18 protein-coding genes and 1 tRNA gene are annotated in these 18,344 nt (G+C 68.4%); 9 read left to right on the forward strand and 10 right to left on the reverse strand.

Features of this window, described 5'->3' with window-relative positions:
- Positions 1-4: 4 nt before the first annotated feature.
- From AB0H88_RS32815 to AB0H88_RS32835, 5 genes are all read right to left on the reverse strand, one after another.
- Entirely contained in the window at positions 5-1,708 is a 1,704-nt protein-coding gene (locus tag AB0H88_RS32815) for an ankyrin repeat domain-containing protein (protein ID WP_357651306.1), read from the reverse strand.
- A complete protein-coding gene (locus AB0H88_RS32820; RefSeq protein ID WP_357651307.1) occupies positions 1,705-3,438 on the reverse strand; it encodes a hypothetical protein in 1,734 nt (577 codons plus the stop codon). The genes AB0H88_RS32815 and AB0H88_RS32820 overlap by 4 nt, the downstream gene beginning before the upstream one ends.
- 110 nt (positions 3,439-3,548) lie before the next feature.
- Positions 3,549-4,682, reverse strand: coding sequence for a gala protein (locus tag AB0H88_RS32825; protein ID WP_357651309.1), 1,134 nt, complete (start codon positions 4,680-4,682; stop codon positions 3,549-3,551).
- Positions 4,682-6,226 (reverse strand): SDR family NAD(P)-dependent oxidoreductase, encoded by a 1,545-nt coding sequence (locus AB0H88_RS32830; protein WP_357651311.1) that lies wholly within the window; start codon positions 6,224-6,226, stop codon positions 4,682-4,684. Before AB0H88_RS32830 ends, AB0H88_RS32825 begins: the two co-directional genes overlap by 1 nt.
- Positions 6,227-6,281: 55 nt before the next feature.
- Positions 6,282-6,353 (reverse strand) — tRNA-OTHER (locus tag AB0H88_RS32835).
- Positions 6,354-6,504: 151 nt separating this feature from the next.
- Here AB0H88_RS32835 and AB0H88_RS32840 point away from each other — a divergent pair.
- Both AB0H88_RS32840 and AB0H88_RS32845 read left to right on the forward strand, forming a co-directional pair.
- On the forward strand, positions 6,505-8,166 hold the full coding sequence (locus tag AB0H88_RS32840; protein WP_357651313.1) for an alpha-amylase family protein: 1,662 nt from the start codon (positions 6,505-6,507) through the stop codon (positions 8,164-8,166).
- A 53-nt stretch (positions 8,167-8,219) separates the two neighbouring features.
- Positions 8,220-9,962 (forward strand): 5'-nucleotidase C-terminal domain-containing protein, encoded by a 1,743-nt coding sequence (locus tag AB0H88_RS32845; protein ID WP_357651315.1) that lies wholly within the window; start codon positions 8,220-8,222, stop codon positions 9,960-9,962.
- A gap of 106 nt (positions 9,963-10,068) precedes the next feature.
- On the opposite strand, the gene sigJ is transcribed toward AB0H88_RS32845, so the two are convergent.
- Positions 10,069-10,986: an RNA polymerase sigma factor SigJ gene (gene sigJ / locus AB0H88_RS32850; RefSeq protein ID WP_357651317.1), complete on the reverse strand. Its 918-nt coding sequence runs from the start codon at positions 10,984-10,986 to the stop codon at positions 10,069-10,071.
- Positions 10,987-11,162: 176 nt separating this feature from the next.
- Here sigJ and AB0H88_RS32855 point away from each other — a divergent pair, with 176 nt between their 5' ends.
- A complete protein-coding gene (locus AB0H88_RS32855) occupies positions 11,163-12,236 on the forward strand; it encodes an LUD domain-containing protein (RefSeq protein WP_357651319.1) in 1,074 nt (357 codons plus the stop codon).
- 67 nt (positions 12,237-12,303) lie between these two features.
- Here AB0H88_RS32855 and AB0H88_RS32860 read toward each other — a convergent pair whose 3' ends face one another.
- Positions 12,304-12,570, reverse strand: coding sequence for a hypothetical protein (locus AB0H88_RS32860; RefSeq protein WP_357651321.1), 267 nt, complete (start codon positions 12,568-12,570; stop codon positions 12,304-12,306).
- 21 nt (positions 12,571-12,591) lie between these two features.
- Positions 12,592-13,038 (reverse strand): ATP-binding protein, encoded by a 447-nt coding sequence (locus tag AB0H88_RS32865; RefSeq protein ID WP_357651323.1) that lies wholly within the window; start codon positions 13,036-13,038, stop codon positions 12,592-12,594.
- 180 nt (positions 13,039-13,218) lie between these two features.
- On the opposite strand from AB0H88_RS32865, the gene AB0H88_RS32870 reads away from it, so the two are divergent.
- From AB0H88_RS32870 to AB0H88_RS32885, 4 genes are all read left to right on the forward strand, one after another.
- The gene (locus AB0H88_RS32870; protein ID WP_357651325.1) at positions 13,219-14,040 is read left to right on the forward strand and encodes a helix-turn-helix transcriptional regulator; all 822 of its coding nucleotides are present in this window, start codon (positions 13,219-13,221) and stop codon (positions 14,038-14,040) included.
- On the forward strand, positions 14,033-14,251 hold the full coding sequence (locus AB0H88_RS32875) for a DUF397 domain-containing protein (RefSeq protein WP_357651327.1): 219 nt from the start codon (positions 14,033-14,035) through the stop codon (positions 14,249-14,251). The genes AB0H88_RS32870 and AB0H88_RS32875 overlap by 8 nt, the downstream gene beginning before the upstream one ends.
- 397 nt (positions 14,252-14,648) lie before the next feature.
- Positions 14,649-14,774: a hypothetical protein gene (locus AB0H88_RS32880; RefSeq protein WP_357651329.1), complete on the forward strand. Its 126-nt coding sequence runs from the start codon at positions 14,649-14,651 to the stop codon at positions 14,772-14,774.
- Positions 14,771-15,250 carry a hypothetical protein gene (locus AB0H88_RS32885; RefSeq protein ID WP_357651331.1) on the forward strand — a complete coding sequence of 160 codons (480 nt, stop codon included), beginning with the start codon at positions 14,771-14,773 and terminating at the stop codon, positions 15,248-15,250. Before AB0H88_RS32880 ends, AB0H88_RS32885 begins: the two co-directional genes overlap by 4 nt.
- Positions 15,251-15,459: 209 nt before the next feature.
- Here AB0H88_RS32885 and AB0H88_RS32890 read toward each other — a convergent pair whose 3' ends face one another.
- Positions 15,460-16,191 carry a hypothetical protein gene (locus AB0H88_RS32890; RefSeq protein WP_357651333.1) on the reverse strand — a complete coding sequence of 244 codons (732 nt, stop codon included), beginning with the start codon at positions 16,189-16,191 and terminating at the stop codon, positions 15,460-15,462.
- Positions 16,192-16,899: 708 nt separating this feature from the next.
- Here AB0H88_RS32890 and AB0H88_RS32895 point away from each other — a divergent pair.
- Together AB0H88_RS32895 and AB0H88_RS32900 are read left to right on the forward strand one after the other, a co-directional pair.
- Positions 16,900-17,145 (forward strand): type II toxin-antitoxin system VapB family antitoxin, encoded by a 246-nt coding sequence (locus AB0H88_RS32895; RefSeq protein ID WP_357651335.1) that lies wholly within the window; start codon positions 16,900-16,902, stop codon positions 17,143-17,145.
- The gene (locus AB0H88_RS32900; RefSeq protein ID WP_357651337.1) at positions 17,142-17,558 is read left to right on the forward strand and encodes a PIN domain nuclease; all 417 of its coding nucleotides are present in this window, start codon (positions 17,142-17,144) and stop codon (positions 17,556-17,558) included. Before AB0H88_RS32895 ends, AB0H88_RS32900 begins: the two co-directional genes overlap by 4 nt.
- Before the next feature lie 38 nt (positions 17,559-17,596).
- Here AB0H88_RS32900 and AB0H88_RS32905 read toward each other — a convergent pair whose 3' ends face one another.
- Positions 17,597-18,337 (reverse strand): cytochrome d ubiquinol oxidase subunit II, encoded by a 741-nt coding sequence (locus tag AB0H88_RS32905; protein WP_357651339.1) that lies wholly within the window; start codon positions 18,335-18,337, stop codon positions 17,597-17,599.
- Between the last annotated feature and the right edge of the window lie 7 nt (positions 18,338-18,344).

Consider the following 18,344-nt stretch of genomic DNA (forward strand, 5'->3'; position numbering starts at 1 on the left):
CGTCCTAACGGTCCCGGTCCAGCAGGAAGTCCAGGTCGGTGCGCTTGAAGAAGCGGATGAGCCGGGAGAGTGACTGGCCCATGTCGTCGGCGACGTCGGGGTTCGCTCCGGCGGCCAGCAGCGCCCGTACCAGCGCGGCGGAGCCGTTGTCCCCGACCGCCACGTGCAGCGCCGTGCGCTGGTTGTGGTCCACAGCTTCGAGGTCGACCCCGGCCGCCAGCAGGCGCGGCAGCAGGACCTCGTGGTCCAGGTGGATCAGCGCGTGCAGGAGCGTGCGGCGCCGACCGTCACGGAAGCGCGGGTCGACCCCGGCGTCGAGCAGCCTGAGCACTCCCGGCGTGTCACCGTGCTGGGCGCGGCTGTACAGCTCCCGCCGCTGCTCCCGCAGGGCTTTCGGCAGCCGGCCCGCGCCGGAGGTCACTGTCTGCGCCACGGCGAAGCAGCCGGCGACCGCGCCGCCGAACGCCCGCATCGCCTGCTCTCGCCGCTGCTCGTCCGCGCTGTGCGGCACCCGCAGCGCCCCGTCCTGGAAGGACACCTCGTGCCACTCACCGCGGCAGCGCACCCGAACCGGGGACGGGAGCCGCGGATCCGGTGGTCCGACCGGATCGGCGGGGTCCGCACGCAGCGGGAAGAGCGCGTCCCGGACCAGTGGGTGCAGCCGGTCCGGATCCGCGTCGTCATGCCGGAGGGCGTCGAGGTCCGGCAGCCGCTGCCAGCACGCCTCGGGCAGCACCGGGGTGTCGGAGATCTCCTTGGAGTCGATGATCCGGATCCGCAGTTTGTCGACCCATCTGCTTCTTTCGAGCAGCAGGGAGCTGCGGTAGGAATGCGGAATCTGGAAGCGACGCCCAGAGCCCTCGCGGATGAGCAGCCGGATCTCCGGCTCGAGCCTGGTCAGCGCCAGCGGGAGTGCCTCCAGGACGGGCAACGGATCGATCGGGCCCCAGCGGTGCTTGAGCGGTGACGGATCCAGTGCGATCCCCGCCGCGGCGAACGCCGCCTCGACCTCTCCTCGCTCATGCAGCAGGGTCGCCCATTCGGCGCGGGCCGGCGGGTCGGCGGGACCGGGGTCGGCCGTGGGCAGTTCCCCGGCGGCGCGCCGCGTCCCGTCCGCGTTGAAGAACGGCGGCCGGTCTCCGCCACCATGGCGTTCCAGCAGCGCGCCGGTGTGCCGTACATCCCACAGATGCCGCAGCGTGGTCCAGTTGAGGACGCGCCGATGACCGCCCGAGCTGAAGACATGATCGATCCGGCCGAAGCACAGGAGTAGCCGCTGCGGCCCGTCCACCATCGTCGGCGTGGTGACGTACAGATACTGCGTGGCGGCCGCACCCGGATAACCGCCCAATGTCACCGTCTGGCCGGTGCGGATCGTCGTCCGCCCCTCCAGGACGCGCGGCAGATGCCAGCGCAGCAGGTCCGGTGCGAAATGGCGGAGGTCGTCCTCGACGGCGGTCGCGACGGCGCCGCCATGCTCCCGGGCGATGTCGCCCAGGTCGAACGCGACGTGGACGTTCGCGGCGGCGCAGGCGCCGCGCCAGTCTCCGTCGAGACGTCGCTCGGTGGCCCGCTCGATCATCCACCGGGGAACGGCGTACCGCAGGATCCGCCGTCGGCTCGACGCCTCGTCCGGTGGGTACGACGGCGTGTGGCGCGGCGCTGCCTCGGCCGTGGGGGCGGGGACTGGTGTGCTGACGGCGTTCACTGTTCCTCGGTGAGTTCCGGATGCTCGCGTTCGATCCGGTCCGTGATGAAGTCCAGGTCCTGGCGATCGAGCCAGGCGATCAGGCGGTAGAGCGAGACGGGCTCGCCGTCGATCTCGCCGGTCAGGTCGATCCGCGCCCCTGCGGTGAGCAGCGCGTGGATGAGCGCCACCGAACCTTCCCCGCAGATCGCGGAGAACAGCGGCGTGCGCTTGCCCTCATCCCTGGCGTCGATGTCCAGGCCCGCCGCCAGGAGCCGCCCGAGCAGGCCATCATGGTCGAGGTGTCGCAGCCGGTGGGCCGACTCGCGCCTTCCATGGCCGGGCACCCTCGGATCGGCGCCGGGGTCGAGCAGGTGCAGCATGTGGAGCAGGGTGCGCTGCCGGCCATCACGGACGCGTGGATCCACGCCGGCGTCCAGCAGTCGCAGGACTCCCGGGAGGTCGCCGTGCTGGGCCCGCGAGAAAAGCTCCCCTCGCTGATCGCGCAGGGCCTTGGGCAGCCGTCCGGTTCCGGACGTCCACGTGTGCCGTGCGGCGAAGCAGCCGGCGATCGCGCCCCCGAACGCCCGCATGGCGCTCTCCCGCTGCTGCTCCTCCGCGCTGTGCGGGATGTGCAGGACGCCGTCACGGAAGGACACCTGGTGCCACTCGCCGCGGCAGCGGATCCGCACCGGCTTCTGGAGTTCCGGCTCGGACGGCCCCATAGGAACGTCGTGCACGGCGCGGCTGGGGAACAGGGCCTCGCGTACGAGCGGATGGAGCCGCTCCGGCGGACAGCCGTCCCGCAGCAGGTCAAGGTCGGGCAGGCGGCGCCAGCACGCTTCCGGAAGCACCATGTCCGCAGGCTCCGTGCCCATCTCGAACTCGACGAATCGGACGCGCAGCCCCGCATCCGATCCGTTGGTCTCGAAGAGGACCGCCGCGTACTGCCGGTACGGAAGCCAGAAACGGTCGGTTCCCGTTGAGGCCGCAAGGCTACGGATCTCCGCCTCCAGCCGGGTCAAGGCAAGGGGCATCCGCGCGAGAACGTCCAGCGGATCAACGCGATTCACCGCGTAATAGGGCTCGACCTCGAGCGGCGTGGCGTCCAGCTCGATGCCGGCGGCCGCGAACGCCGCTGCGACCTCGCCGCGTTCGTGCAGCAGCGTGACCCACTCGGTGAGCGAGGCTGGGTCGGCGCGGCCAGGGTCGGCCGTGGGAAGCTCGTCCGCCCCGCGTGGTGTGCCGTCGCTGTGGAAGAACGGCGCCCGAGCCTTGTCGCCGCCGCAGCGTTCACGCAGGTCATCGACATGGCGCACATCCCACAGGTGACGCGAGGAGCTCCAGTCCTGGACCACGTCGCGCCAGAACGCGCAGTACGCCCAGTCGGTCGCCAGATACGTGTCCTGCTGGTAAACCGGCCCGACGTGCAGGGTCAGCCGCTGCGGGCCGTGGGCCATCCAGCGGGGTGTCTGGAGGTAGAGACACGGGGCGTCTGAGGCTCCACCCGGCCGCCCCAGGACCATCACCTGGTCGGGCACGATCGTCGTACGCCCGCGGTCCAGGCGGGGCAGGTGCCAGCGCAGCAGGTCCGGGGCGAAGTTGCACAGGTCGTCCTCGAGCGCCGTGGCGACGGCGTCGCCGTGCGCGTTCGCGATGTCGGCCAGGTCGAAGGCGACATCGACGTTGGCGGCGGCGCAGGCGCCACGCCAGTCGCCGGCGAGCCGTCGTTCGGTCGCCTGATCGATCATCCACGGGGGGACCGCGTACCGCCGTATCCGCCGCAACCGGGACGCCTCGTGCGGCGGATACGAACGGGACGGCGTACGAGGTGGCAGACCGGCCGGTGGGGGCGCCGCGCTCACCGGTAGAGGCTTCCGATCGCGTGCAGGTCCGGATGGGTCCGGGCGGCGGGACGGAGCCGTGGCGCCAGCGCACGCTTCACCTGGCGGGGCACCCCGGGGCCGAACCCGACGTATTCCAGCCGGGTGTCGTCGGGAACGGCGGCCAGCAAAGCCTTGGCGCCACGGCCGGTGATCCCGGTCCGGCGCAGCTCCAGCCGGCGCAGCGGGCTGCCGGACAGAGCCGCGGCCAGCACGGCCGCGCCCGTGTCCCCGGTGACGTTCGCGGGTGCGCCGAGGCTCCGCTCCGATGGCGGGCGTCCCAGGTCGAGTGCCTCGATGCCGCTGAGCGCGTCGGCCAGCGCGCGTGCACCGTCCGGCCCGATGCCGTTGCCACCGAGGCCCAGGCGCACCGGCCGGGCGGGGTCGGCCGCCGCGGCGAGCGTGGCCGCACCGGCGTCGCCGAGATGGTTCGCCGGAAGGTAGAGCTCGCGTACCCCGGCGTCCCGGATCAGCGCGGCCAGCAGGTCGCCGGACTCCGCGCTCAGCCCGTTCCCGCCCAGAAACAGCCGCTCGACCGGATTCGGCCGCTCGGTGAGCACGACCAGCAGCGCCCGCAGCCCCTCCTGCGTGAGCCCGGTGTTGACCAGGTCGAGAGTGCGGATCGTCGTGTTCCGGCGCAGCATCGCGGCGAGGGCGAGGACTCCGTCGTCGCCCACCGGGTTCCGCTTGAGCCACACGGCGCGCACGGTGGTGTCCGTGGCCAGTCGACCGGCGAGCGCCTCGGCGCCCGCCGCGTCGATGCGGTTGCAGCCGAGGTAGAGAGTCTCCAGGCCGTGGCCGGGAGCGAGCGCGTCGGCGATGGTCCGGGCTCCATCGTTCCCGATGGCGTTGGTGCCCAGCAGCAGATGGACGGCGTGTGGCGAAGCCGCCGCGGCCGGGAGCAGCCGCGCCGCACCAGCCGGGCCGAGTCCCTGCTTGCACAGGTCGACCCGGCCGTCGGGCCGTACGGTGCCGAGCGGGAAGGTCTCGTCGGCCGCCACGAGGGTCGGTGCGGCCAGCCGGGCGACCAGCGGATCCAGGTCCGCCGGATCGGCCGGCGGCACGTCAAGGTGCTCGATCGCGGGGCAGCGTACGGGCGTCGGCTCCATCATCACCAATCCACCGGTCGGTAGTCCTTCAAGAACAGGCCGGACACCCGGTTCCCGCCCACACCGCGCACGATCGGGTCGTAGACCCGGGCGGCGCCGTCGATGACGTCCAGCGGCGGGCGGAATCCTGCCTCCCGCTGCGCGATCTTGTCCGGATGGGGGCGTTCGTCGGTGACCCAGCCAGTGTCGACGCTGTTCATGTAGATACCCGAGGCCGCATAGTCCGCGGCGGCGGTGCGGGTCAGCATGTTCAGGGCGGCTTTGGCCATGTTGGTGTGCGGATGGCGGACGGTCTTCTGCTCCCGGGAGAAGCTGCCCTCCATCGCCGAGACCTGTACGACGTACCGGTCCGGCCACGGTGAGACCTCGAGCAGACCGCGCAGCCGGGACGTCAGCAAGAACGGCGCGAAGGAGTTCACCAACTGGACCTCCAGCCACTCGGCCGGGTCCACCTCGTGCAGCCGGAGACTCCAGCTGTTGCGGTCGCGCAGGTCCAGCGGCTGACCGGTCTCGTCCGTCTGCCCGGCGGGGAACAGCGCCTCCAGGGCGTCCCGCCGCGTGACGGCCTGCCCGGAGCCCGAAGGAGTCGCGAGCGCCGGCGCGGGTTCCGGCGGCGCGGCGACGGCGGGCGCGACCGTCCCCGATAAGTCCGCCACGTCGATCCGCGCGGCGACGGCGGGCGCGGTCGTCCCTGATAGGTCCGCCACGTCGATCCGCGCGGCCAGGCCTCTCAGCGGCGCGCGCTCCGCCGCGCGCACCTCGCGGTGGTACGCGGCGGGCCGGCGGATCGTCTGGGCCGCATTGTTGACGAGGATGTCGAGATGACTGAAGCGCCGCTGAACGGACTCCAGCAGACCCGCGACGGCCGCCAGGTCGAGCAGGTCGACACCGTGGACGTGTACCCGGTCCAGCCAGGCTTCGGCGTCGGGCACGGCCGCGAGCCGACGGGCGGCATCTCGCGGGTAGCGGGTGGTGACCAGGACGTCCGCGCCGTCGCGCAGCAGCTTCAGCGCCAGCTGGAAACCGATCTTCACCCGGCCACCGGTCACGATCGCCCGGCGGCCACGCAGGTCGCAGCGGGCGTGCCGACGGGCCATGTTCTCCTCGGCGCAATCCAGGCACAGCAGGTGGTATTCCGGATGCACCTGCTGGTAGGCGGACTTGCAGACATAACAGCGTCGCGTGCCCACCAGCGGGCGCCATGTCGGCGCGGACCGGTCGCCCGGCGGATCCGACTCCGCGGAAGCGGCCTGATCCTGGGGGCCCGCCGAGGCTGCCGGCGGGACGAGCGCGGGGGATGGATCCTGCTCTCGATAGCGCGCCGTGTCCGCCGTGACCTCGTGGTCGCGTCGCCTGCGCTCGGCGTGCCGCGACGCCTTTCGTGTCTTCTTCCCCGCCCGGTACAAGTGCGCTGCGGCCTCGTGCACGGCCGCCCATCGAGGATCAGCCGGATCCGCCGCGCGTGCCTGGGCCATCACCCGCAGGCAGGTCTCGACGTCAGCCGGGTTGGGGAGGGTTCCTGATCCGGGCTGCGGTGTCCCGGTCAAGTCAGGATCGACGACCGACACCCACACCCCCACCGATGACCGCCACGATTTGGGGCAAGGCTGGTCGGATTCGAACCGACGTCCTCCAACCTGCTGTAAGGCGCGACGACCTCTGCGCTACAGCCTTGCCGCTGCAGAGCTTAGCGAACAGCACGGACATTCAATGGCACACGGGACTCTTCCGGCGCATGTGGATGAGAGCCGCTTTCCATGACATTGGGGTGACGGGCGGGGCGCTGCGCTGAATGTGTGGGCCGCTGCTGGGTAGCGGTGGCGCCATGCGACTGACGTACACCTCTGATCTGTGGTGGAAGAACGCCGTTGTCTACTGTCTGGACGTCGAGACCTTCAAGGACGGCAACGACGACGGTGTCGGCGACTTCCGGGGGCTCACCCAGGAGATCGACTACCTGGCGGGGCTCGGGGTCACCTGCCTGTGGCTGATGCCCTTCTTCCCCACCCCCAACAGGGACGACGGCTACGACATCACCGACTTCTACAGCATCGACCCGAGGCTCGGGACGCTGGGCGACTTCGTGGAGTTCATGCGCACCGCCAAGGACCGGGGCCTGCGGGTGATCGCGGACCTGGTCGTGAACCACACCTCCGACCAGCATCCCTGGTTCATCGAGTCGCGGTCGAGCAAGAAGTCGCCGAAGCGCGACTGGTACGTCTGGTCGGACAAGCCGGAACCCGACGATCCCAAGCAGGTGGTCTTCCCCGACAAGGAGGACAGCATCTGGCAGCTCGACACCTCCACCGGCCAGTACTACCTGCACAGCTTCTACCGCCACCAGCCAGACCTGAACGTCAGCAACCCCGAGGTCCGCGATGAGATCGCCCGGATCCTGGGCTTCTGGATGGAGCTCGGGCTGTCGGGGTTCAGGGTCGACGCCGTGCCGTTCCTCATCGAGAACGTCCAGCCCCAGCTCGCCGACCCGCACGAGTTCCTGGCGGACCTGCGCGCCTTCATGACCCGGCGCGAGGGCGCTTCGGTGCTGCTCGGCGAGGTCAACCTGGCCTACAAGGACCTGCCCGCCTACTTCGGCGACGGGCTCGGCGACCAGCTCACCATGTGCTTCGACTTCATCGGCATGCAGCGCGCGTGGCTGTCGCTGGCGCGCTGTGAGGCCGCACCGCTCGCCGACGCGCTCAGCTCTCGTCCCAGACCGCCCAAGGACTGCCAGTGGGCGATGTTCCTGCGCAACCACGACGAGCTGACGCTGGACAAGCTCACGGACGAGGAACGCCAGGAGGTCTTCCAGGCGTTCGGCCCCGAGGAGGACATGCAGCTCTACGGCCGTGGCCTGCGCCGACGCCTGCCGACGATGATGGGCGGGGACATACGCCGCATCAAGATGGCCTACAGCCTGCTCTTCTCCCTCCCCGGCACTCCCGTCATGTTCTACGGCGAAGAGATCGGCATGGGGGAGAACCTCAAGGCGGAGGGCCGCATGGCCGTACGGACGCCGATGCAGTGGTCACCGGACGGCGGCTTCACCCGGGGCACCCCCGAACGCGAGATGCCGGAGGCCGCCTTCGCCCCCGCCCGGATCAACGTGGCCGACCAGAAGCGGCAACAGGATTCGTTGCTGCGCTGGTTCCAGCTGCTCATCGAGCGCTACCGCGAGTGCCCCGAGCTGGCCTGGGGCGACTGCACGGTGCTGGAGACGGCCGATCCGGCGATCCTGGCGCACCGCTGCGACGCCGACGGCGCCACGGTGGTAGTGATCCACAACCTGGGCGAGACCGCCCAGGACGTGGAGCTGAAGCTGGTGGGCCTGGAGACGCACACGCTCACGGACCTTCTGGTGGACGGGACACTGGAGGTCTCGGAGGGGGGCGTGGCCCGGCTGACCATGGAACCGCACGGCTGCCGCTGGCTGCGCGCCGCGCCGAAGGAGATCCCCGCCGAGGACGCCTCGGTCAAGTCCCTCTGACCTGACGAAGGTCCGTAATCCATGGGTTACTTGCCGCAATTACTGTCCACCTCATGCACATCATGAAGCTGGGGGCCGTCGCGCTGACCGCGCTGGCCCTGGTGGGCGTACCCGCGAACGCGACCGGTGACAAGACCGTCACCGTGACCGTGATGGGCACCTCCGACATCCACGGCAACGTCCTCAACTGGGACTACTACAAGGACGCGGCCTACGCCGACAGCGCCGGCAACAACGTCGGCCTGGCCAAGGTGTCGACGCTGGTCAACAAGGTGCGGGCGGAGCGCGGCGCCGGCCGGACGCTGCTGTTCGACTCGGGTGACACCATCCAGGGGACCCCGCTGGCGTACTACTACGCCAAGGTCGAGCCGATCACCAGGAACGGCCCGGTCCACCCGATGGCCAAGGCCATGAACGCCATCGGCTACGACGCCGTCACCCTGGGAAACCACGAGTTCAACTACGGCCTGCCCCTGCTGGCCACCTGGATCCACCAGATGAAGGCCCCGGTGCTCGGCGCGAACGCCGTCAGCGCGAAGACCGGCCGGCCCGCCTACCTGCCGTTCGTGATCAAGACCATGAACGTCAAGGGCGACAAGCCGGTCAAGGTGGGCGTGCTCGGCCTGACCAATCCGGGTGTCGCGATCTGGGACAAGGCGAATGTAGAGGGCAAACTTCGCTTCACCGACCTGGTGGCGTCGGCCAAGAAGTGGGTGCCGATCATCCGTGGCCTGGGCGCCGACGTGGTCGTGGTGACCGCGCACGCGGGCGACAACGGCATGTCGTCGTACGGCGGCGACCTGCCCGTGGAGAACGCCTCCGCGATGGTCGCGGAGCAGGTGCCGGGCATCGACGCGGTGCTGTTCGGGCACGCGCACAACGACGTGGCCCAGCGGTTCGTCACGAACCAGGCCACCGGCAAGCAGGTCCTGCTCACTGAGCCGAGCAAGTGGGGCCAGCGCCTGAGCGTGATCGACTTCCAGCTCGCCAAGCAGCGCGGCAGGTGGACGGTCACCGGCAAGTCCTCGACCACGCTCAACACGAACACGGCCGCCGAGGACCCGAAGATCACCGCCCTGCTCAAGCCGCAGCACGACGCCACGGTCGGCTACGTCAACAAGGTCGTGGCCAAGTCGTCGGAGCAGCTCTCGGCCGCCGAGTCCCCCTACAAGGACACCCCGATCCTCGACTACATCCAGCAGGTCCAGGTCGAGACCGTCAAGCAGGCGCTGCCGGACAACCAGCTCCCGGTCCTGTCGATCGCCGCGCCGTTCAGCCGCACCGCCGTCTTCCCCGCCGGCGACATCCGGGTCCGCGACGTGGCCGGGCTGTACGTGTACGACAACACGCTGCTGGCCGTGAAGCTGACGGGCGCCCAGATCAAGGACTACCTGGAGTACTCCGCCAAGTACTTCAACCAGCTGGCTCCCGGCGACCCCGTGGACGTCGCCGAGCTCACGAACGCCGGCAACACGCCGGACTACAACTACGACCAGCTGTCGGGCGTGTCGTACGACATCGACATCGCCAAGCCGGTGGGGCAGCGGATCGCGAACCTCAGCTACGACGGGGCGCCGGTGCCGGCGGACAAGGAGTTCGTGGTCGCGATCAACAACTACCGGCAGTCGGGCGGCGGCGGGTTCCCGCACGTCGCGGGCGCGCCGGTCCTGTACAACGCCCAGGTGGAGATCCGCCAGGCGCTGATCGACTACGCGACCGCGAAGGGGACGATCAACCCGTCCGACTTCGCCGCCACCAACTGGCGCCTGACGCGTGACGGCGTGTCGGTCTTCTGACCGTACGGGCAGGCAGCGGTCTTCTGACCTGACGGCAGGCAGCGGTCTTCTGACCGTACGGCAGGCAGCGAACCGATGGGCTGAGGCGCGGATGCGCGGACGCGCCTCAGCCCATCGTCCAGCGACGGAGCTTCTCGGGGTTGCGTACCACCCAGATGCGCTTGATCCGGTCGCCCGCGACCTCGAACGCGAACACCGTCACGGTCACGCCGTCTTCCTGAGCCACCAGACCGGGCTGACCGTTGACCGTACGTTCCAGGAACGTCATGTTGCCCGGCAGCCGGTCGGCGAGCTCGATCCAGGCGTGCGCGATCTGCTCGCCGCCTTCGATGGGGTGCAGGAAGGTGATGGCGAAGCCGCCGCCGTCGGCGATCGCCGTGGCGTCAGGGTCGAGCAGGCCGATGAGGGCGTCGATGTCCTTGGCTTCCCATGCCTGCTTGAAGTCCCTGACGATGCCGGCGCGCTGGGCCGCCGGAGTCGCGGAAGGCTGCGCGGCCCGGATGCGGCGGCGGGCCGAGGTGGCCAGCTGGCGGCAGGCCGCCGGGGTACGGCCGACGATCTCGGCCACTTCGGCGAAGGAGTGGCAGAAGACGTCGTGCAGGATGAACACGACGCGCTGGGCCGGGGTCATCGAGTCGAGCACCACCAGGAAGGCCAGGTTGACCGACTCATCCAGGGTGACCCGGTCGGCCGGGTCGACCGTGGTGCCGCCCGGCCGCCCGGTGATCCACTCCGTACGTTCGGGCAGCGGCTCGGGGATCCATTCGCCCACGTAGGTTTCTCGCCGGGCCCGGGCCGAGCCGAGCAGGTTGAGGCAGATGCGGCTGGCGACCGTCGTCAGCCAGGCGCCGGGGGAGTCGATGGCGTCCTGCTGCTGCCGGGTCATGGCGCACCAGCGGGCGTAGGTCTCCTGTACGACATCCTCCGCCTCGGCCAGGGAGCCCAGGAGCCGGTACGCGACATTGATCAGCTGGCGCCGCTCGCTCATGATCGCGCTCAGTTCCGGATCGGATGGGGTGGTCATGGTGTAGCCGGCTCCCTCGGTCGCATCTGCCCTCGCCAGTTCGACAAGACAGCGCACCGGAATGTGAGGCTGGCGTGTCCCATCACATTCCGCGGGGTTGTGTTGTCGAGCTGCTGAGACAAACACACCACCCGATGCCGTCGTACACCGGCTTCGGGTTGACCAGGAGGAAGTCGATGAGTGACTTTCAGGCCATCGCTGACCGCGTCGAGATCGAGGCGTTGCGCGGCGAGTTCACCGACGCGGCGATGATGCACGACCGCGCCCGCCTCGCGACTCTGTTCACCCACGATGGCGCGCTGCGGATCCCCGATGTCCCCGCTGAGCTGGTCGGCCGGGAGCAGATCCGCTCCGGGGGCGAGCAACTGCAGAGCCAGTGGGATTTCTTCGTGCAGAACACGCACCCGGGCATGATCCAGCTGGACGGCGACACGGCGACCGGCCGCACCTACATCCAGGAGCTCGCACGTACCCTCGACGGCCGCGAGGTGCTGAACTACGCCATCTACCACGACCGCTACCAGCGCACTGGCGAGGGCTGGAAGTTCACCGAGCGGGTCTACGAGGTCAGATACCTCGACACCACTCCACTGGCAGGCTCGGCGCCCCGCACGGCCGAGGCGCCCGTTGACCCGCCGGCGACACCGTTCGCCGACCAGGCGTCCGAGCAGCGCCTGGAGCGGACGGCCGCCGCGCTGACCGCACACGGTTTCACCGTGGAGATCCTCGACGACGCCGCCGCCGCGCGTACCCGCGTCAAGGATCTGATCCCGGAGGGCGCCAGCGTGTTCACCGGGGCCAGCGAGACCCTCCGCCTGTCCGGCATCGATGAGGACATCAACACCAGCGGGCGGTACGAGTCCGTCAAGGCACGCAGCACGACCATGGACCGCGCCACCCAGACGGCCGAGATCTGGCGGATGATCGCCTGCCCCGACGTCATCGTGGGCAGCGTCGCCGCGGTCACCGAGACCGGATCCCTGGTGGCCGCCTCGGCCAGCGGAAGCCAGCTGGCCGGCTACTCGGGCGCCGCGCCCCGCGCGATCTGGATCGTCGGGGCGCAGAAGGTGGTACCCGACCTGGACACCGCGCTGCGGCGCGTCGAAGAACACTGCCTTCCGCTGGAGAACGAGCGCGCCATGAAGGCCTACGGGGTGCCCAGTGCTCTGAACCGCCTTCTCATCCTCAACGCGGAACCCCACCCCGGGCGCGGCACCGTCCTGCTGCTCCGCGAAGCCATCGGATTCTGAATCACCAGGAGTCGTCCAGCAGGCGTGGCGGCGTCGTCCCTCCAGATTCCCCGCCGCCACGCCTGTTCTACCGGGCTCTTCCGGACAACAATCCCGTCCAGATCGCCCGAGTCTCATTGATCGGCCGGATAGAGCTCTCATGTACTTCGTGCCCGCTGTCGCTTTGGATGGTCCGGCGGATGTACGCCTGTCCCGCGCTCTCGCACAGCTCGTAGACCGTCGCCCGGCAGAAACAGGTCCAGGCCACCACGCGCGCCCGCGCCAGCACCGGGTACGGCGTGCGCCACTCCAGCCGCACATGATCACGCTGGGCGACGGCCACATGCGGACTCAAACACTCATTCAGCACGGTCGCCTACCAGGTGTGGGGATCTATGGGAATTCGGGCTTGAACTATGCGTTCATGCCTCTCCGTCAGGCTCGTACTCCAGGCGCCGTGGCAAATATGATCAACGATCTGTAGCCCCCTGCCTCCCACTGTGAGACCGCTCGAGTCCCGCGAGTCCGCCCAGCGCCGTTGCGGATATTCGGTGGGATGGCCAGGATCCGTCACTGTCACGCGGACGGACGCTGGATCCATATCGATGCTGAGCTGAACCCACTCCCGACCCGGGAGGAATTGTGCATGCTTCACGGAGTTGGTCACCAATTCGGAGACCACCAACTCGACATCCTCCAGCAGATCACTTTCCAGCCCCAAGCCAAGGGCTGACCATATGCGCACGATTTGGCGGGCTTGGCGTGGGGTGTCGGGATTGGCGCGAAGCAACGTCCGGTGTACTTGGGAGCTATGTGCATACATGGATCCACCCTGGGGTGCATATCTGGGGCTATCGGGACTTACAGCCCAACGATTTCGGTAGGCCCTCTCACAATGGCGTTCTATCCCTGTCCAGTCCTCAAAAGTAGGCGTACAGTTCCTTCCGGATTCACTGCGTGGCCGTAAGTGAGGGAGTACGGGTAGAGGGCCGAAAGGGTTGTTATGACCGAAAATGGGCAGGATTCTGGTAGGAAGGCATGGAAGGAATTCGCCTCCCGCCTACGTTCGTACCGGACGGAACAAGGGTTGAGCCAAGAGCGTCTAGCGCAGCGACTTCCCTATAGCGAGAGCGCTGTGGGGCACGTCGAGCGCATGATGCGCAAGCCGAGCGAAGCGCTGACACGAGAGATCGAGAAAGCTCTTGGCCTCCAGGGGCAGCTCCTCGAGCTCCTCCCACAGATCCACAACTCTCTCGGGCCGAAGTGGTTCCAGGAGTGGCCACGGGTAGAGGCCGCCGCGCACACCATACGTACCTCGGAGCCGATGATCATCCCCGGTCTGCTCCAGACGGAAAGCTATGCGAAGCGAGTCTTCCTCGGTAAGCCAGGTGCGACGGAGGATGAAGCCGAAAAAGCGGTGCAGCTTCGAATTCGACGGCAGTCTGTATTTCTCCGTAAGCCACCTCCAATGTATTCGACTCTGGTCGATGAGAATGTTCTTCACCGGCCAGTGGGTGGAAAAGAGGTGATGCGCGAACAGCTCGCGAAAATCCTGGAGATCCTCAACCCTCCTTACGTCACAGTCAGGGTGCTGCCCCTTGCGGCAGGGCTGACCACGGGCCTGATGGGCGCGTTCGAGGTGGCTACGATGCGGGACGGCGGACCTGACCACGCCTACATAGAGAGCGTCGAGGAAGGTCGAGTAACCAATCGCACTCAGACCGTGCAAGCGCTTATTGTGCGATGGGATGCCCTGTCCAACATGGCGCATCCCGTTGACGCCAGCAGGGAGATCATACGCGAGGTGATGAGCCGCTATGAGTAGCACACCAGGTCTGCCAGTAGGAGTCTGGACCAAGGCGAAAGCGTCGGGCGACAACGGCGGGAGCTGCGTCGAGGTGATGCGGCGCGCCGATGACTCGGTACTGGTGAGGGACACCAAGGATCACGGATCGGGGCCCGTTCTGACGTTCACTCACGCAGAGTGGTCAGCCTTCCTGGACGGAGCCGGCAAGGGAGAGTTCGACCTCTCCTAGCTCACTTTCCGTAGAAGGGGTCCGGCTTGAGCTGGATCCCTTTTGCCTGCCCGAGATCCCCTACGCCGAAAGTATGGGAGGTCTCCGTACAAGGCTGTAGAGATGTGTAAGGGGTCGACTAGCCTCACCGCCGGGCGGAAGGCTCGAGGCGTACATGCTGTGGGGAAGACCGATCGCGCGGTGCGTGCGCTTCTGATCGCCGAAAAGATCGCTCCCTCGGAGGTCAGCCGACCCGGCCCTCGGCAGGTGATCACCGACCTGCTCCATCGAGACCGCCACAGCAAGCTTTCCGGTCTGCGGGCTCTCGCGCGTCGCTCCGGCGTAAGCGTTTGAACCAGGGCTACAGGAACGACGGGCCCGTCCGGTCTACACTTTCCGCCAGAGCGATGGATACGTGATGGCCAAGGGCATCTTCAGTGGCGGACAGGGCGATGGCAAGAATATCCAGTCCACCTGCGTGACCTTCTTCACCGACTTCCATGATGTGATGAAGGCCGTCGGCAAGGACGTCTACAAGAAATGAACCCCCTGGGCCCGCCCTTCCTGTGGCGCATGTTCTGCCTCCTGGCGCTGGCCGTTGCCGTCTCCATGGTGGCTGGCATGCGGGAGTCCCGGCCGGTCGAACCGCCCTTTCCCGGGCGGATCGACACGGTCATGGTGGAAGGACGGGTCCTCATCCTGCAGGTCTTCGGCGGGGCGAGCGACTCGGCATGTCTCCAGGCCGACAAAGTCGAAGCCGTCGAGTCCGAGGCGAGTGTTCGGCTTCGGATAGTGCTTCGCGATGCCTGCCCGCCCCCCGGACGCACGCTGCTGGAGATGTGGCGGGACAAGTTGTGGCCGCCTGCCGTGCTCGACATCCTCCGTGGCGTCGAAGTGCCCGTCCTACTCGAGCGGCCCTTGGGACGCAGGAAGGTTGTCGACGAGACAGGCCGCGAGCTCCGGGTCTGCCCGATCACGGGCTCACGATTGAAGACCATGCAACAGTGCCTGACGACGTAGGTGCGGGTACCGAACGCTGCAGCAAGCTCCCTCGGAGGTCAGCCGAACCGGCCTCCGACAGGTGATCACCGACCTGCAGTCCTCGCCGTAGCTCGAATGTTCGGCGTCAACGTCGCCACGTTCGGAGGTCTCCCAATGTTGCTACCTGAGAGTTCTCCTGCGGCTTGGGACGGCTGCTCGGCCGCGCCGACGTGCTTGTGACGTAGCGATCAGTCGGCGCAGTTGTCGGGGTCGGACCTCGTTCCCGTGTCGAACCTCGCCGTCACGGGCGCCGCGCTCCAGTCGCTCACCTCATCGCCCCTGTCGACGCGCAGCAGCTGCGCCTGCATGACGTCCGTCAACTGGTCGGCGCCGGGCAGAAACTCCGGGCCGTTGACGAAGTGCATGACGGCCCCGACGACGTCGTGGCGGTCGTCCTCGTCGAGGTCCTCGGCGGCGAACGGCCTCCAGCCCGTCGCGGTGGCCGCCGCGAGAAGGCGAGCCGGGTCGTGGACGTGCACCTCCAGCAGGCTGATCGTGCGTACGACCGGCCCGGGGAAGGCGTCGAGGCGGGCATCACGCGGCGTGCGGCTCTCAAGGTCGTCAAAGAGGCCGGCCGAGTCGCCGCGGCCCCGCCGCAGGGACTCCCACGTGGCGGCCAGCTCGGGGGCGTCGGCCCAGGTCCCGTTCACGACATCGGCCAGCGTACGACGGAAGGAGGCGGCGGGCGCGTCGGGCAGAGCCGCCGCGATCCGCTCCGACTCAGCGCGGGCGGCGGGGCCCAGGCCGTTCTGCAGCACCGAGGAGAGAAGGTAGGCGGCGTGCTGAGCGACGGCGGGATCGGTGCAGGTCAGGACGGCATGCAGGGTCGCGGGCTGGCGGGAGCGCTCGACGAGGGCGTACACCCTGCTCTTGGCGCGGGTGTGCTCGCAGTGGAAGGCGCGAGGGACGGCAGAGGTCATGATCGGGTTCTCCATCAACGTGAGATACGTGGAAAACCGCTGGTGGGCGTGGTGCGGCCACGCCCCCTGACGGAGAAGTCCTGCCCGCTGGTGCTGCTGGTACGGCCAGCTGCCCGGTTCGGTGTTCGCATCGTACCGCTTGGGCGTTGTTTCGGGGGACTACGCGTCGACTGGACCAGCCGGGGTCGAATTGGTCGCGGGGTGGGCTCGTGCGGGTGAGCGCGTCGCTCAAGCGAGTCGAACCACGGGCGAGGGTCGTCGGGAGTGTCAGCGTGGGGTTATTGGGGTTCGCCGCCTCGGTGTTGGTGATGCAGGTCTGTCTGCGCCTCATCGCGTCCAGGAGATGCTCTGGTTCGATGGAGCCGTAGCCGTAGCCGTAGCCGTAGCCGTCGCGTAGTTCGCGCGGATACCGAGCCTGTTCGGTGATCGGCACCCTGCCTTGCGACTGGACGCACCAGGTTCACACCATTGCGCTAGGAGTGAGCGGAGATCATCCGCCCGGGCAGTCGGCCGACCGCTGGGATGACGTCGGCGCATCCGGCAGGTCTACGGTGACTGTCGTGCCATGGCCGTGGCGAAGGCGAGTCGATCTGGGACTCTGCGGTGCGGCGTCGCGAGGGTAGTCCCACGCCCAGCGGGAAATGATATCTATCTTCCTGCGTATGCGGTATCGTTTGGGGGGAGGCTGGCTAACGGAAGGGTCCTGTCATGTCCCGAACTGTCATCGACCTCGATGACGAGATGGTGGCCGAGGCCATGCGCATCTATGGCTCAAAGACCAAAGCGAAGGCTGTGCGCATGGCCATGGAGGATGCCGTCAAGCGCCATCTCCGTCAGGAGCTCGCGAACGCGATCAAGAGCGGGGAGCTCGACCTCAGCGAGATCGTGGAGAACACCGGTCCCCGCAATGCCGACGGCACCCTTCAGCGCTCCACGCAACAAGGTGCTGCGTGACCGATTACCTCGCTGACAAATCGGCGCTCGCGCGCTGGGGCCATCCCTCCGTCGGCCGGGTTCTGGACGATTTCAGTGACCGGGGCGTCCTGGCCACCTGCGCGGCGGTGGAATGGGAGATGGTCTACAGCGCTCGCAACAAGCCGGACATGGCCCGTATCCGCTTCCTGCTGCGCGGCTTCAATTTTCTCTACTGCGGCGACGAGGTGTTCGAGCGCGTGCTCGAGGTTCAGAGCGTCGCGTTGGAGCGTGGTTTTCACCGTGCCCTGTCCATGGCGGATCTCCTTATTGCCGCCACTGCCGAACGTCACCGGGCGACCGTGCTCCACTACGACGGCGACTTCGATATGGTCGCATCGATCACCGGACAGCCCACCCAGTGGGTCGTGCCCACAGGGACAGCGGACCGCTGATCTGGGGGGCCTCTGAACTTCCCATCCGACTGGGGGGATTACAGGTACGACGGGCCCGTTACCCGGTGCCGGAACGTCCACCAGACCCACGCCTGTGAGGCCACCAGGAACGGGATCATCGTGAGGATGACCGGCACCAGGAGCGCGCCCGAGGTGCCCGGTGTCAGCGGCAGCCGGAAGCCCGCCAGGACGCCGATCGCCACGAGGGCCGTCGCCGTCAGGGCGTAGGTGCGGCCCTCGCCGGTGCCGCCGGACAGCACGGCCGCCCGCTCACGCAGCACGCCCCGCAGCCGCAGCGCCGCGAACGACAGCCCGTGCGTGGCGAACAGCGCGGCCACCAGCAGGGCGGGCAGCAGCGCGAGGAGTCCGTGGATGCCGAGCAGTACGTCGCTGAGCAGCGAGCCCCAGCTCAGCGCCAGCCCCCAGCTGCCCGCGACGACGGCACCGTCCCAGAACCCCTGCCACCGGACGCCCGGCAGCCGCCCACGCAGCCACAGGCCCATGTCCCGGATGACCCAGGCGAGCAGCAGCGCCACGACGAGCGAGTAGTTGCCGCTGAGCAGCGAGCCCTCCAGCGAGGGGAAGAGCCCGGCGAGCACCCCGGCGGTGGCCACCAGCCATACCTCGTTGCCGAGGAAGAACGGCGCGATCGCGGCGATCGCCTCGCGCCGTTCGACGGGGGTGCGGCCCAGGTACGGCAGCACCATGCCGACGCCGATGTCGGCTCCGGCCAGCACGAGGTAGCCGATGGCGAAGAAGGCCAGGATCAGGATCTCCATGACGGCT

This window comes from Nonomuraea sp. NPDC050680, from assembly GCF_040654555.1.
Classification (GTDB): Bacteria; Actinomycetota; Actinomycetes; order Streptosporangiales; family Streptosporangiaceae; genus Nonomuraea.

What these genes read in the sequence shown, in the direction of transcription:
- AB0H88_RS32820 (WP_357651307.1), bottom strand. Translation starts at nt 3,438, where the DNA reads ATGATCGATCAGGCGACCGAACGACGGCTCGCCGGCGACTGGCGTGGC.
- AB0H88_RS32825 (WP_357651309.1), bottom strand. Translation starts at nt 4,682, where the DNA reads ATGATGGAGCCGACGCCCGTACGCTGCCCCGCGATCGAGCACCTTGAC.
- AB0H88_RS32840 (WP_357651313.1), top strand. Translation starts at nt 6,505, where the DNA reads ATGCGACTGACGTACACCTCTGATCTGTGGTGGAAGAACGCCGTTGTC.
- AB0H88_RS32845 (WP_357651315.1), top strand. Translation starts at nt 8,220, where the DNA reads ATGCACATCATGAAGCTGGGGGCCGTCGCGCTGACCGCGCTGGCCCTG.
- sigJ (WP_357651317.1), bottom strand. Translation starts at nt 10,986, where the DNA reads ATGACCACCCCATCCGATCCGGAACTGAGCGCGATCATGAGCGAGCGG.
- AB0H88_RS32855 (WP_357651319.1), top strand. Translation starts at nt 11,163, where the DNA reads ATGAGTGACTTTCAGGCCATCGCTGACCGCGTCGAGATCGAGGCGTTG.
- AB0H88_RS32865 (WP_357651323.1), bottom strand. Translation starts at nt 13,038, where the DNA reads ATGTATGCACATAGCTCCCAAGTACACCGGACGTTGCTTCGCGCCAAT.
- AB0H88_RS32870 (WP_357651325.1), top strand. Translation starts at nt 13,219, where the DNA reads ATGACCGAAAATGGGCAGGATTCTGGTAGGAAGGCATGGAAGGAATTC.
- AB0H88_RS32875 (WP_357651327.1), top strand. Translation starts at nt 14,033, where the DNA reads ATGAGTAGCACACCAGGTCTGCCAGTAGGAGTCTGGACCAAGGCGAAA.
- AB0H88_RS32880 (WP_357651329.1), top strand. Translation starts at nt 14,649, where the DNA reads ATGGCCAAGGGCATCTTCAGTGGCGGACAGGGCGATGGCAAGAATATC.
- AB0H88_RS32885 (WP_357651331.1), top strand. Translation starts at nt 14,771, where the DNA reads ATGAACCCCCTGGGCCCGCCCTTCCTGTGGCGCATGTTCTGCCTCCTG.
- AB0H88_RS32890 (WP_357651333.1), bottom strand. Translation starts at nt 16,191, where the DNA reads ATGACCTCTGCCGTCCCTCGCGCCTTCCACTGCGAGCACACCCGCGCC.
- AB0H88_RS32895 (WP_357651335.1), top strand. Translation starts at nt 16,900, where the DNA reads ATGTCCCGAACTGTCATCGACCTCGATGACGAGATGGTGGCCGAGGCC.
- AB0H88_RS32905 (WP_357651339.1), bottom strand. Translation starts at nt 18,337, where the DNA reads ATGGAGATCCTGATCCTGGCCTTCTTCGCCATCGGCTACCTCGTGCTG.